This window comes from Lysobacter yangpyeongensis (assembly GCF_042655745.1).
Classification (GTDB): Bacteria; Pseudomonadota; Gammaproteobacteria; order Xanthomonadales; family Xanthomonadaceae; genus Agrilutibacter; species Agrilutibacter yangpyeongensis.
In genome coordinates, this window is sequence record NZ_JBHSNM010000009.1 from 38098 (window position 1) to 51735 (window position 13638).

10 protein-coding genes are annotated in these 13638 nt (G+C 69.8%); 4 read left to right on the top strand and 6 right to left on the bottom strand.

Annotated features, from left to right (window positions below; all coding sequences use genetic code 11):
- Nucleotides 1-21: 21 nt before the first annotated feature.
- On the bottom strand, nucleotides 22-903 hold the full coding sequence (gene lpxL, locus ACFPN1_RS15730) for an LpxL/LpxP family Kdo(2)-lipid IV(A) lauroyl/palmitoleoyl acyltransferase (RefSeq protein WP_386756196.1): 882 nt from the start codon (nucleotides 901-903) through the stop codon (nucleotides 22-24).
- Between the two features lie 217 nt (nucleotides 904-1120).
- Between lpxL and waaA the strand changes: the two genes are divergently transcribed.
- Together waaA and ACFPN1_RS15740 are read left to right on the top strand one after the other, a co-directional pair.
- Entirely contained in the window at nucleotides 1121-2428 is a 1308-nt protein-coding gene (gene waaA / locus ACFPN1_RS15735; protein WP_386756155.1) for a lipid IV(A) 3-deoxy-D-manno-octulosonic acid transferase, read from the top strand.
- 6 nt (nucleotides 2429-2434) lie between these two features.
- Nucleotides 2435-2809, top strand: a complete 375-nt coding sequence (locus ACFPN1_RS15740; RefSeq protein WP_386756156.1) for an isopentenyl transferase family protein — start codon at nucleotides 2435-2437, stop codon at nucleotides 2807-2809.
- 198 nt (nucleotides 2810-3007) lie between these two features.
- On the opposite strand, the gene ACFPN1_RS15745 is transcribed toward ACFPN1_RS15740, so the two are convergent.
- The 3 genes from ACFPN1_RS15745 to ACFPN1_RS15755 all read right to left on the bottom strand — a co-directional run bounded on the left by ACFPN1_RS15745 (nucleotide 3008) and on the right by ACFPN1_RS15755 (nucleotide 5872).
- Entirely contained in the window at nucleotides 3008-4348 is a 1341-nt protein-coding gene (locus ACFPN1_RS15745) for a TolC family outer membrane protein (RefSeq protein WP_386756157.1), read from the bottom strand.
- Between the two features lie 42 nt (nucleotides 4349-4390).
- Nucleotides 4391-5047, bottom strand: coding sequence for a protein-L-isoaspartate O-methyltransferase family protein (locus ACFPN1_RS15750; protein WP_386756159.1), 657 nt, complete (start codon nucleotides 5045-5047; stop codon nucleotides 4391-4393).
- Nucleotides 5048-5200: 153 nt separating this feature from the next.
- A complete protein-coding gene (locus ACFPN1_RS15755; protein WP_386756160.1) occupies nucleotides 5201-5872 on the bottom strand; it encodes a TetR/AcrR family transcriptional regulator in 672 nt (223 codons plus the stop codon).
- A gap of 78 nt (nucleotides 5873-5950) precedes the next feature.
- On the opposite strand from ACFPN1_RS15755, the gene ACFPN1_RS15760 reads away from it, so the two are divergent.
- On the top strand, nucleotides 5951-7123 hold the full coding sequence (locus ACFPN1_RS15760; RefSeq protein WP_386756162.1) for an efflux RND transporter periplasmic adaptor subunit: 1173 nt from the start codon (nucleotides 5951-5953) through the stop codon (nucleotides 7121-7123).
- 200 nt (nucleotides 7124-7323) lie between these two features.
- Nucleotides 7324-10488, top strand: coding sequence for an efflux RND transporter permease subunit (locus tag ACFPN1_RS15765; protein ID WP_386756163.1), 3165 nt, complete (start codon nucleotides 7324-7326; stop codon nucleotides 10486-10488).
- A gap of 458 nt (nucleotides 10489-10946) precedes the next feature.
- On the opposite strand, the gene thrC is transcribed toward ACFPN1_RS15765, so the two are convergent.
- Both thrC and ACFPN1_RS15775 read right to left on the bottom strand, forming a co-directional pair.
- A complete protein-coding gene (gene thrC, locus ACFPN1_RS15770; RefSeq protein WP_386756164.1) occupies nucleotides 10947-12227 on the bottom strand; it encodes a threonine synthase in 1281 nt (426 codons plus the stop codon).
- Nucleotides 12228-12475: 248 nt separating this feature from the next.
- Complete coding sequence (locus ACFPN1_RS15775; protein WP_386756165.1) at nucleotides 12476-13411, bottom strand: homoserine kinase; 936 nt, start codon at nucleotides 13409-13411, stop codon at nucleotides 12476-12478.
- Between the last annotated feature and the right edge of the window lie 227 nt (nucleotides 13412-13638).

Here is a 13638-nt window from a genome sequence, read left to right on the forward strand (position 1 = left end):
AGCGATGGGTCGAGACCGACCCTACGACTTCCTGTAAGGCGACACCATCCCGGGCGGACGCCGCTTGAAGCGCCGGTGGATCCACAGGTACTGGCTCGGCGCTTCGCGCACCATCGCCTCGATGCTCGCATTGACGCGTGCGCTGTCCGCGGCGGCGTCGCTGGACGGAAAATCGGCGAGCGGCGGCGCCACGCGCAGCACGTAGTCCGCGCCTTCGCGGCGATGGAAGAACGGCACCACCGCGCAGCCGCTGACGCGCGCGAACTGGTGTGTCGCGGTGATCGTCGCCGCCGGCACGCCGAAGAACGGCGCGAACACCGTGTCCTTGCCGCGCATGTCCTGGTCGGGCGCGTACCACAGGAAGCCGCCCTGCTTGAGGTGACGCATCGCCGGGCGGATCTCGTCGTTGCCGAACATCGCGCAGGCATAGCGCAGGCGGCCGCGCTTCACCGCCCATTCGAGCACCGGGCTGCGCAGTGGCCGGTACATGCCGGCGAGCGGGAGGTGGTCGCACATCAGCCGGCCGCACAGCTCCAGGGTCATGAAGTGGCCGGAGACGAACAGCACGCCGCGCTTCTGCGCCTGCAGCGCCTGCACGTGCTCGAGGCCCTCGATCCGCACCGTGCGCCGCATGGGCGCGGCCGATCCCCACCACGCCCGCGCGAATTCGAACAGGCCGATGCCGACGTCGCGGAAGTGTTCGCGCAGCAGCCGTTCGCGTGCCGCGTCGTCCAGCTCCGGGAAGCACAGCGCGATGTTGATGCGCGCCGCGCGGCGGCGGTCGGCGATCAGCAGGCGCGCGAGCTCGCCGACGATGCGGCCCAGCACGCGTTGCAGCGGCCACGGCAGCCGCGCCGCTGCGCACATTGCGAAATAGCCGAGCCACATGGGCCAGTGCCGCATGCCTGTCGGGGCGGGGCCGGGATCGGTCGGGGAGGCCACGCGGGCCGGCAGGGGAGCCTGGGACATGCGGGGATTCTAAGGAACCTGTCGGTGCGAACGGCCTTCGATGCCGTTTCGCGCGGATCGCGCCTTCAGACAGCGCCGCCGAAGGACAGCCCGTGGTGCCAGGTGCGGCAACGCATCGCGGCCAGGGCCGCTCCTACACTATCCTTCGCCGATGCCGCCAGTGACGAAGCCTGACCTCATCGAACGCCTGCTGCGCGTGCTGTATTCGACGGCCCTGTACCTGCTCGCGCCGATCACCGTGTACCACCTGATCTGGCGCGGCTTCCGCCAGCCCACCTACCTGCAACGCTGGTCCGAGCGCTATGCGATCTACAGCGATCCGCCGCATGCGCGCACGCTGTGGGTACACGCGGTCTCGGTCGGCGAGGTCAACGCCGCCGTGCCGCTGGTGCAGGCGCTGCGACGCGGACGGCCGGATCTGCGGCTGCTGGTGACGACGATCACGCCGACCGGTTCCGAGCGCGTGCGCGCGCTGTGGAAGGACGAGGTCGAGCACGTGTACCTGCCGTACGACCTGCCCGGCGCGGTGGGGCGGTTCCTCGCCCACTACCGGCCGATGGCCGCGCTGATCATGGAAACCGAGCTCTGGCCGAACCTGCTGTTCGGTTGCCGCGACCACGGCGTGCCCAGCTACATCCTCAATGCGCGGCTGTCGGCGCGATCGCTGCGCGGCTACCAGGTGCTCGCACCGCTGGTCGGGCGCGCGTTGCGCACCGTGCGCGCCGTGGCGGCGCAATCGCATGCCGATGCGCGCCGCTTCGTGCGCCTGGGCGCGCGCGAGGAACAGACCCTGGAAACCGGCAACCTCAAGTACGACGTCAGCGTGCCCGACAACCTGGCGGCGTTCGCCGACGAATTCCGCGGCCACGCGCCGGGACGCAGGGTGTGGATCGCCGCGAGCACGCACGAGGACGAGGAGCCGGCCGTCGTCGCGATCCATCGCCGGTTGCGCGGCCTGTTTCCCGACCTGCTGCTGGTGTGGGCGCCGCGGCATCCCGAGCGCTTCCGCAACGTGGTCGCCACGGCACGCAGCACCGGCTGGCAGGTTTCCACGCGTTCGCGCGCGCGCTGGCCGCAGCCGGGCGATACGGTGTTCGTGGTCGACACGCTCGGCGAGTTGATGAATTTCTACGCCTGCGCCGACGTCGCCTTCGTCGGCGGCAGCCTGCAGGCCATCGGCGGCCACAACCTGCTCGAACCCGCCGCGACCGGCACCGCGATCGTCACCGGACCGCACCTGCACAACTTCGTCGAGATCGCACACCGGCTCGAACACGCCGGCGCGTTGCAGATCGGCGCCGACGAGCACGCCGTCGAACACGCGCTCGCCGCCCTGCTGGCCGACGACGCCGAACGCGCGCGCAGGGTCGAAGCCGGACGCGTGCTGGTGGAAACCGGACGCGGCGCGCTCGCGCGCACGATGGCGTTGCTGGAACCGGTGCTGGGCGGGCGCGGGTAGGCCGCCATGCAGCGCGTGCTCGTGATCGGTGCCGGAGGCGCGGGCAAATCCACCTTCGCCGTCAGGCTGGGACAGCGCACCGGATTGCCGGTGGTGCATCTGGATCGCGAGTACTGGCAACCGGGATGGATCGAGCCGGCGCCCGCGGCGTGGCAGGCGACGATTGCGCGCATCGTCGCCGCGGATCGCTGGATTCTCGACGGCAATTTCGGCGGCACGCTGGAGCAGCGGCTCGCCGCCTGCGATACCGTCGTCTTCCTCGACCCGCCGCGCCTGCAGTGCCTGTGGCGCGTGTTGCGCCGCCGGCTGCAGCATCGGGCGCAGACGCGCGCCGACATGGCGCCCGGCTGCAACGAGCGGCTGTCACCGGATTTCCTGTAGTGGATCTGGACCTACCGCAGGCGGAAGCGCCCCGCGCTGCTGCAACGCCTGCAGGCATTGCGTGCGGACCAGACCCTGGTCGTGCTGCGCTCGGATGCGCGGGTCGAGGGCTTCCTGCAGGCGCCGCAAGCGGGAATGCCCACGTGAAAACGACAAGGGCGGCCAGCGGCCGCCCCTGCGTGATCCTGTTCGACGCGCTTACTGCGCCGTGGGTGGCGTCTGCAGGTTGGCTTCGGTGTCCACGGTCAGCAGGCGATTGATGTCCTGCACGTCGTCGATGTCGAGCGTGCCGGCGGCCTGTTCCAGCAATAGCCGGTTCTGCAGGAAGTTGTACTTCGCCTGCGCGTAGGCCTGCTGCGCGGTGAACAGGTTGCGCTGGTTGGTCAGCACGTCGAGCACGGTGCGGGTACCGACTTCCAGGCCGACCTGCGAGGCGTCGTAGGCGGCGCGGGCCGAAACCAGTGCGAGGCGGCGCGCCTCGACTTCGCTGATGCCGGCGACCACGGTCTGGTAGGCGTTGCGGGTGTTGCGATCGAGCGCGCGCTTGGTCTGCTCCAGGTCGTCCTGGGCGATGTCGCGACGCGCGAGCGCCTGGCGCACGCCCGATTGCGTGGCGCCGCCGGAGAAGATCGGCACCGACAGCGTGAGCCCGATCTGACCACTGCCGTCATTGACGTTGAAGCGGCTACCGTTTTCGCGGCCCCAGGTGGTGCTGTCGCCGTAGCGGCCGCTGAGGTACAGGCTCGGATAATGGCCGGCGCGGGCAGTGCCGACATCGGCTTCGGCCGACTTGAGCGCGAATTCCTTCGCCTTGAGCGCCGGGTTGTTGGCCACGGCGGTGGCGACCCATTCCTCGACGCCGGTGGATTCGGGCAGCGCCGGTTTGAAGTCGTCCGGAAGACCCTTCAGACGTGCGACCGGCTGGCCGGTGAGCTCGCGCAGCGCCTGGTAGGCATCCTCGACCGCGTTGCGCGCGAGGATCGTGCTGGCGCGCGCGCTGTCGTACTGGGCGCGCGCTTCGTGCACGTCGGTGATCGGCGCCAGGCCGACTTCCAGGCGCTTGGAGGCGAAGTCGAACTGCTTCTTCAGCGCGGTTTCCGCGGCTTCCGCGGCGGCCAGCGTTTCCAGCTGGACCAGCACGTTGAAGTAGGCGGCCGACGTGCGCGTGATCAGGTCGTCGCTGGCGGCGTCGAGGTCGAAGTCGCTGGCCTTGCTGAGCGCGTTGGCGCTGCGCAGGCGGGTGAAGTTGGCATGGTCGTAGACCATCTGCCGGGCATTGACTCCCAGGCCGCGCGAGGTGGTTTCGTCCTCGCCGTCGGCGAGGTCGCGCGAGATCGAGGCATCGCCGTCGATTTGCGGCAGCAGTGCCGCGCGTGCCTGCACCGAACCCTCGCGGGTGACGAGGCGGCTGGATTCGGCGGCGGAGAACTGCGTATCGCCTGAGCGCGCCAGTTCGTAGGTCTGCAGCAGGTCTTCAGCGTGGGCCGCGGCGGGCAGCAGGGCGAAGGCTAGGGCGAGAACAAGCGGGTGACGGCTCATGCAGGGTCCTTTTTTGAACGGCGCGTTCCGGGAAACGGCGCGTTACAGCTCGAACGTGGGCGCCGGCGCAGCGCCGGCGAGGTAGGGGAGGTCGGTTTCAAACAGCGATTCGATGCGCGGGGCGCCCGACTGGTTGCGCACCAGCACCGCTTCCATCGCCGGCGACCGGCCGCGCACCACGAACATGCGGCCGTCGGGCTGCAGCCATTCGAGGAAGCGCGGCGGAATCGCGGCGACCGCGCCGGTGACGCAGATCGCGGCGAAGCGGCGGTCGTTGTGCCACGAGAACGCATCGGCGGTGATCACGTTGACATTGCCGGCGCGGTGCGCGGCCAGGCGCGCGCGCGCGGCGTCCGCGAAGTCGGCGCGACGCTCGAGGCTGACGACTTCGCGCGCCAGGCGGCCCAGGCAGGCGGCGAGGAAACCGCTGCCGGTGCCGATTTCCAGCACGTCGTCGCCGGGCGCGAGTTCCAGCGCCTGCAGCGCGCGGCCTTCGACGACCGGTTTCATCATCGATTCGCCGTGGCCCAGCGGCAGGGCCAGGTCGGCGTAGGCCAGGGCGCGGTGCGCGTCGGGAACGAAGTCCTCGCGCGGCAGCGTGGCGAGCACGTCGAGCACGCGCGGATCGAGCACGTCCCAGGGTCGAACCTGCTGTTCGACCATCAGTTCACGGGCTTTGGCGAAATCGATCGTGCTCATTGGGGGTTCTGTAGGGGGTCAGCGGGGCGCCAATTCTAGCGACTGGGGGCGTCGGCCGCGGCGGGCATGCCCGCGATGGCGGAAAGGATCGCCGTGAGGCCGTTTTTCGCCTTAGTGCCAGAAGTAACCAAGACTGATGTACCGGAATGCCCGTCAGCGCTTGCGCGCCGGCGCGGCCTGGTAGGCGCGCAGGAACATGTCCACCGTGGCCTGCACGTGCGCCTCCGCTTCGCCCGCGTCGATGCAGTCGATGCAGCCGCACAGCAGCAGCATGTGCATCTCGCCCTTGAGCAGGCAGAAGAACTGCGAGGCGGCGCGGTGCACGTCGGGAATGTCCAGCGCACCCGCCGCGACCTCGTGGCGCAGCAGGCCTTCGAACGCTTCCTGCACGCGGCGCGGCCCGGCGTTCCAGAACAGCTGGCCCAGCTTCACCGGCGGCGGTTGCGTGGTGACCACGCGATGGATGGCCAGCGCTTCCTCGCTGTTGATCAGCGCGACGAAGGCCCGGCCGATGCCGACCAGACGCTCGCGCAGCGACGAATCCGGGTCGACCGCGAACAGCCCCTGGGCCAGCTGCTCCTCGCACTTGGCGCTGATCGCCTCGGAAAACAGCGTCTCCTTGTCGCCGAAGTGGCTGTAGACGGTGAGCTTGGAGACACCGGCCTCGGCGGCGATCTGGTCCATGCTGACCCGCTCGAAGCCGTGCGCCGTGAACATGCGCTTGGCGGCATCGAGGATCGCGGCGCGCTTGCCCAGATCCTTGGGGCGGCCGGGGGCGGCGGGCTTCGGGGCGGGCGGGGTCTTGCGGGAGGGAGCGGACGTCATGGGCAGATACTAGACTAGCCGGTTTGGTAAATATACAGTACCCGGGAGTTCATTAATCCCCCGGTCGAGGCGGTCGCCATGAGTACCAGTTTCCTCTCCCCCAGGACATCGAGCACCTCGTTCCGCGGCCTCCCGCTGGCGGTGCTGCTTGGCGCTTCACTCGCGCTCGCCGGCTGCGGCAGCGAAGCGGCACCCGCGGAAACGCCGCGTCCGGTCCTCGTGGCGCACCCGGGCGGTGGCGCCGGCGCGGCGCTGACGGCCTATGCGGGCGAAATCCGCGCCCGCGAGGAAAGCCCGCTGTCCTTCCGCGTCGGCGGCAAGCTGGTGCGCCGCGAAGTGGACGTTGGCGCGCACGTGCGCAAGGGCGACCTGCTCGCGGTACTCGACCCCGGCGACCTCGCCGCGCAGGCCCGCGCCGCGCAGGCCCAGCTGACCGCCGCGGAGGCCGAGCTCGCCCGCGCGCGCGCCGACCAGGCGCGTTTCGCCAAACTCGCCCAGCAGCAACTGGTCAGTCGCTCCACGCTCGACGCGCAGGACGCCGCGGCCACCGCCGCGCAGGGCCAGGTCAATGCCGCGCGCGCGAATCTCGACGTCGCCCGCAACCAGGCCGCCTACACCGAACTGCGCGCACCGCATGACGGCATGATCGCCAGCCGCGCGGCCGAAGCCGGCCAGGTCGTCGGCGCGGGCCAGACCACCTTCACCATCGCCGCCGACGGCGGTCGCGAAGTGGCCATCGCGCTGCCCGAATCGCGCATCCGCGCATTCGCCGTCGGCCAGCCCGTCGCCGTCGAACTGTGGAGCGCGCCGGGCCAGCGCCTGTCCGGCACGATCCGCGAGATCGCCCCGGCCGCCGATCCGCAGGCGCGCACGTATGCCGCGCGCGTGAACCTGGCAGGCGACGCCGCCAAGGCGGTCGAACTGGGCCAGAGCGCACGTGTGTACGTGCAGGAAAACGGCACGCGGGCGGCGCTGACCGTGCCGCTTTCGGCGATCCAGCGCGGCGCGGGCGACGCGACCACGGTGTGGGTCGTGGATCCGGCGACCAGCCGGCTGCGCGCGACCGCGGTGCACCTGGGCCCGCTCGGCGAAAACGCCGCGCCGGTGCTGGCCGGCCTGAAGCCGGACGCCTGGATCGTCACCGCCGGCGGCCACCTGCTGCGCGAAGGCCAGGCCGTGGCGCCGGTGGACCGCGAGAACCGCCCCATTGCAATGAACATGACGAAGCGGGCGGCGTTGGCCGCTCGATGAGCTAGTCGAAGCGAGTACTGCCCGGCACCGACTCCCCTCTCCCCGCACGGCGGGGAGGGCAAGGGGTGAGGGGCGCGCGCCGCGAGGCGCGCCGAACAACAGCAAAAGCGGCCCCTCATCCGCCCCTTCGGGGCACCTTCTCCCGCAAGCGGAGAGAAGGGGGGAGGTGAGGACGTTTCCGAATCACGGAGCGCAAATCCATGCGTCGTTTCAACCTCTCCGAGTGGGCGCTCAACAACCGCACCCTCGTCGTCTACGCGATGCTGCTGCTGGCGCTGATCGGTGCCTGGTCGTATCGCCACCTGGGCCAGTCGGAAGATCCGCCCTTCACCTTCAAGGCGATGGTGGTGCGCACGCTGTGGCCGGGCGCGACCGCCGACGAGGTCTCGCGCGAGGTGACCGAGCGCATCGAGAAGCAACTGATGCAGACCGGCAAGTACGAGTTCATCCGCTCGTACTCGCGCCCGAGCGAATCGCAGGTGATCTTCATCGCGCGCGATTCGCTGAAGTCGAAGGAAATACCGGACGTCTGGTACCAGGTGCGCAAGAAGGTCGGCGACATCCGCGCGACCTTGCCCGAAGGCGTGGTCGGGCCGTTCTTCAACGACGAGTTCGGCGACACCTTCGGCAACATCTACGCGCTCACCGGCAAGGGTTTCGACTACGCCGTGCTCAAGGACTACGCCGAGCGCGTCGAACTGGAACTGCAGCGCGCGCCCGACGTGGGCAAGATCGAACTGGTCGGCCTGCAGGACGAGAAGATCTGGATCCAGGTCAGCAACACCAAGCTGGCCACGCTGGGCATTCCGCTGGACGCGGTTAAGAGCGCGCTGGAGCAGCAGAACGCGATCGTGCCGGCGGGCTTCTTCGAAACCGCCACCGACCGCGTGCAGTTGCGCGTCACCGGCGGCTTCAAGTCCGTGGACGAGATCCGCGACTTCCCCATCCGTGCCGGCGGCCGCACGATCCGTCTCGCCGACGTCGCCACGATCACGCGCGGCTTCAGCGATCCGGCCGCGCCGCGCATGCGCTTCATGGGCGAGGACGCGATCGGCATTGCCGTGGCGATGAAGGACGGCGGCGACATCCTCAAGCTCGGCAAGACGCTCGAAGCCGAATTCCGGCGCCTGCAGCAGTCGCTGCCCGCCGGCATGGAGCTGCGCAAGGTCTCCGACCAGCCCGCCGCGGTGCACGAATCCGTCGGCGAATTCGTCCGCGTGCTCGCCGAAGCCGTGGCGATCGTGTTGCTCGTGAGCTTCTTCTCGCTCGGCTTCCGCACCGGCATGGTCGTGGCCGTGAGCATCCCGCTGGTGCTGGCGATGACCTTCGCGGTGATGCACTACTTCGGCATCGGCCTGCACAAGATCTCGCTGGGCGCGCTGGTGCTCGCGCTGGGCCTGCTCGTGGACGACGCGATCATCGCGGTGGAGATGATGGCCATCAAGATGGAGCAGGGCCTCTCGCGCCTGAAGGCGGCCAGCTTCGCCTACGAGACCACCGCCTTCCCGATGCTCACCGGCACGCTGGTGACGGCGGCGGGCTTCCTGCCGATTGCTACAGCTGCCTCGTCGACCGGCGAATACACGCGCTCGCTGTTCCAGGTCGTCACCATCGCGCTGATCGTGTCGTGGATCGCCGCGGTGCTGTTCACCCCGTACCTCGGCGACCGCATGCTGCCTGACCTGCATCAGCCGCAGGCGCCGAAGCCGGGCTCGCTGCGCGCGCGCTGGAATGCGTTGCGCGAACGCGCCGCCGACCGCTGGCCGGCCTTCGCCGGCGTGCTCGCGCCGCCGCCGCATGACCACGCGCACGATCCGTACGCGACGAAGTTCTACGTCGGCTTCCGCCGGCTGCTGGACCGGTGCCTGCGCCGGCGCTGGCTGGTGATCGGGCTCACCGCGGCCACGTTCGTCGCCTCGGTGTTGCTGTTCCGCTTCGTGCCGCAGCAGTTCTTCCCGGATTCCACGCGCGTCGAGCTGATGGTGGACATGGAGCTGGCCGAAGGCGTGTCGCTGCGCGCGACCGAGATGCAGGCGAGGAAGCTGGAAACGCTGCTGCGCAAGCGTGCCGGCATCGACAACTTCGTCGCCTACGTCGGCACCGGTTCGCCGCGCTTCTACCTGCCGCTGGACCAGCAGCTGCCGCAGACCAACTTCGCCCAGTTCGTGGTGCGCGCGGAGAACATCGCAGCGCGCGAGGAGCTGCGCGACTGGCTGATCAACGACGTCGCCCCGCAGTTCCCCGAGTTGCAGTTGCGCGTCACGCGCCTGGAAAACGGCCCGCCGGTGGGCTATCCGGTGCAGTTCCGCGTCTCCGGCGAACACATCGACCGCGTGCGCGCGATCGCGAAGCAGGTCGAGGCGAAGGTGCGCGAGAACCCCAGCGTCGCCAACGTGAACCTCGACTGGGACGAGCCGAGCAAGGTGGTGAAGCTGGTGATCGACCAGGATCGCGCCCGCGCGCTGGGCGTGAGCTCGGCCGAAGTCGCGAAATTCCTGTCGGGCTCGCTGTCGGGACTGCACGTGAGCACCTATCGCGAAGGCAACGAACTGGTCGAGATGCTGATGCGCGGTCCCGACGACGAACGCGCACGCCTGGACCTGCTCGGCAGCCTCGCGGTGCCGACCGCGAACGGGCCGGTGCCGCTGTCGCAGATCGCCAGGCTCGACTACGTGTTCGAGGACGGCGTGATCTGGCACCGCGACCGCCTGCCGACCGTCACCGTGCGCGCGGACATCCGCAACCAGCTGACGCCGCCGACGGTGGTCGCGCAGATCCTGCCGACGCTGGAGGGTATCCGCGCGCAGTTGCCGGAAGGCTACCTGCTGCAGACCGGCGGCACCGTCGAGGATTCCGCGCGCGGACAGAACTCGATCAACGCCGGCATGCCGCTGTTCCTGCTGGTGGTGGTGACGCTGCTGATGCTGCAGCTGCGCAGCTTTTCGCGCACGATGCTGGTGCTGCTGACCGCGCCATTGGGACTGATCGGCGTGACCCTGTTCCTGCTGGTGTTCCGCGTTCCGTTCGGTTTCGTGGCGATGCTCGGCACGATCGCGCTGGCCGGCATGATCATGCGCAACTCGGTGATCCTGGTGGACCAGATCGAGCACGACATCGCCGCCGGCAACGACCGCTGGCACGCGATCGTCGAAGCGACGGTGCGCCGCTTCCGCCCGATCGTGCTGACCGCGCTGGCCGCGGTGCTGGCGATGATTCCGCTCACGCGCTCGGCGTTCTTCGGTCCGATGGCGGTGGCGATCATGGGCGGCCTGATCGTGGCGACCGTGCTGACGCTGCTGTTCCTGCCGGCGCTGTATGCGGCGTGGTTCCGCGTGAAGCCCGTCGCGGCGAAGGTGCACGGCTGACCGTTTTCGCGGCGGGCCGTCCGGAGGCTCTCTCCCCCTCCCGGACTTTCGGATGGCCCGCCGCCCTTCTTCCGCTGCAGTGCCCGAGCCATGCGGGCATCTGCACAGACACGCCACGGCATCCGGCGGCACGCGCGCGCTATCACGCGCGCGGTGGTCGAACCCTCGCGAGATAGCGGCCGGCCTCTGGGAGATACCCGCGTGCCCCTGCCGCGAGCCCGCCCGCCCTGCCGCAGACACCGGCTGTGTCTCGCCAGATATGCTGCGATCGTTCCGCGAGGCGCGGGAGCTTCTGCCGCGACTTCGCCCGCCTCTCGCCAGGCGCGCCGGCCGTCTGCGCGGACATGGCGAGGGGCGCCGCAGACGCGGCCAGGTGCACGCGAGAGCCGGCCCAGGTCCAGCACAGACCCAACGACTCCTGTCCTGGCGGCTGCCACGCAGGCCCGGACAGGCGGCGGTTATTCCAGTTGCGCGCGCAGCGCACCGTAATCGGCGGCCAACGGTTCCGATCGCGCCGGGCGCGTCAGCCATGCGGCGAGCGCCGGCGGGGGAGACACCGCGTGGCCCACCAGCGGCTCGACGATGCTGTCGAACTTCGCAGGATGCGCGGTCGCGACGACTGCCCACGGCCGGTCATCGCCGGCATCGCGCAGTCGCTCCAGCACGCGCAGTCCGACCGCCGTGTGCGGACAGGGCACGATGCCGTGCCGCTGCGGCGCGTCGCGGATCGTGTCGCGGATCGCCGCGTCATCGACGGCGCAGGCGCGCAGGTCCGCGCGCAGCTCGGCATCGTCGCGATGCCACCAGCGCAGGCGCTCGAAATTGCTCGGTGCGCCCACGTCCATCGCATTGGCCAGCGTCGCCACCGTCGCGTGCGGTTGGTAATCGGCGCCGGCGAAGTAGCGCGGCAGCACGTCGTTGGCGTTGCTGGCGAGGACGATGTCGCCGATCGGCAGCCCCATGCGCCGTGCCAGCCAGCACGCGAGCGCATTGCCGAGGTTGCCGGTGGGCACGATGAAGTTCAGCGCCTGGCCGCGCGCGGCATGGAATTCGAGCGCGGCGTGCGCGTAGTAGGCCATCTGCGGCAGCAGGCGGCCGAGGCTGATGCTGTTGGCCGAACCCAGTGCCCGGCGCGCCCGCAGCGTTTCATCGCCCAGTGCCTCCTTCACCAGACGCTGGCAATCGTCGAACGTGCCCGCGACGCGGAACGTGCGCACGTTGTCGCCGAAACATTCCAGCCCGTGCGCCTGCCGCGGCGACACGCGCCCTTCGGGGTACAGGATCACCACGTCGAAACCGGGACGACGATGGAAAGCCGCACCGACCGCGGCACCGGTATCACCGGACGTCGCCACCAGGATGGTCACCGGTGGCGATGCCTGCTCGCGCAGGCGCGCCAGGCATCCGGCGAGGAAGCGCGCCGCGTAATCCTTGAACGCGGCGGTGGGGCCGTGGAACAGCTCGAGCAGCCAGGTGTTCTGCGAAGACAAGCAGCGCAGCGGCGCGGGGAAATCGAAGGCGTCGGCGCAGATCGCCGGCAGCGCGTCGCGCAGGTTGGACGCGTCGAAGTAGGGAGCCAGCAGCGCCTGCGCGGTCTGCGCCAGCGTGGGTTGCGCCTGCGCCAGCGCGCTCGCGGGGATGTCCACCGGCACATACAGGCCGCCATCGGGCGCCAGCCCGGCGGAAAGGGCGGTGTCGATGGAGACGCGGGTGGGGGTGCGGGTGCTGGTGAAGTGCATGGGATGGCGGCTGCCGGTGGATTGGGCGGGGACGCTGTGGCTAGCGCGCGGGGTTGTTGCTTTGGCTGCGGCCGTTGCAGTTGCTCTTGCTGTTGTTGTTGCTCGTCATTCCCGCGAAAGCGGGAATCCAGCGACTTTGTTTTTGCCTTTGCTTTTTCCACCGAAGACAAACCAGAGCAAGAGTGAAGACATGGATTCGACCGGACATCCGTCCGTTGAAAGCCGCGGGAATGACGAGCAAAAAGGCCCTACTCCCCCACCACCTCCGCCTGCGGCCCATTCACCGGCGACACATGCACGTCGCTGTCCAGCCCCGCGCCCGCGAACGCCACCTGCATCGCATGCGCCGCCCACGACGCCTCGTCGGCGGTGTTGAACCAGCCGAACACCGTCGGGCCAGCGCCGGAAATGCTCGCGCCCAGCGCGCCGTGCGCCAGTGCCGCGGCCTTCACTTCGGCGAAGCCGGGAATCAGCGCCGCACGCCGCGGCTCGACCAGCGCATCGCGCAGGCCCGCGGCGATCAGCTCGCGATCGTCGCGCGCCAGGCCGGTGAGAAACAGCGCGAGGTATTCGCTCTGCCGGACGAAGTCGCCGATCGCATAGGGCGCGGCGAGCGCCGCGCGGGCCTTGCGCGTTTCCAGCACGAAATGCGGATGCACCGCGGCGCAGTACAGGTCCGGCGCGATCAGCGGGATCGCGCGGGTCGGCGTGGCCAGCACCACGCCGCCGAACAGCATCGGCGCGACGTTGTCGCCGTGCATGCTGCCGCTGGCGACTGCTTCGCCGGCCAGCGCGAGCGGGTACAACTGCCCGCGCGTCAGCGGCGCGTCGAGCAGTGCATTGGCCGCCACCAGTGCCGCGACGCAGGACGCCGCCGAGCCGCCCAGGCCCGAACCGAGCGGAATGCCCTTGTGCAGGCGCAGTTCGAAGCCGTGCGCGATGCCATGACGCTCGCGCAGTTCGATCAGCGCGCGTCCGGCCGTGTTGCGCTCCGCTTCCAGCGGCAGTTGCGCAGCGCCTTCCACGTCGCCGTCGATCGCGACGATCCGCACCACCGGTTCGCCGATGCGTGCGACCTGGGCGCGGTCGCCCGGGCCGCTGATCGTGTGGCCGAGCAGGTCGAAACCGACACCGATGTTGCCGACGCTGGCGGGGGCGAAGGCGGTGGCTTGCTTTGCGGTCATGGCGTTGGGACGTGGAGGTTGTGGGGCGCCCTTCGACTTCCGATCTTGGGCCGTACTGTTCTGAGCGCCGCAGCGCAGCCGAAGAGCTCAGGGTCTGCCAACCGCGGGCGGCGAGGGCAAAGCATCGCCCATCGCCTCGCCAACGGAAACCGTTCGTGGCGAGCGCAGGCGCGCAGCGCCGAAGTCGAAGCAGTCGGCAGCGCCTCGTGATTGAACTGAAGCGCGCG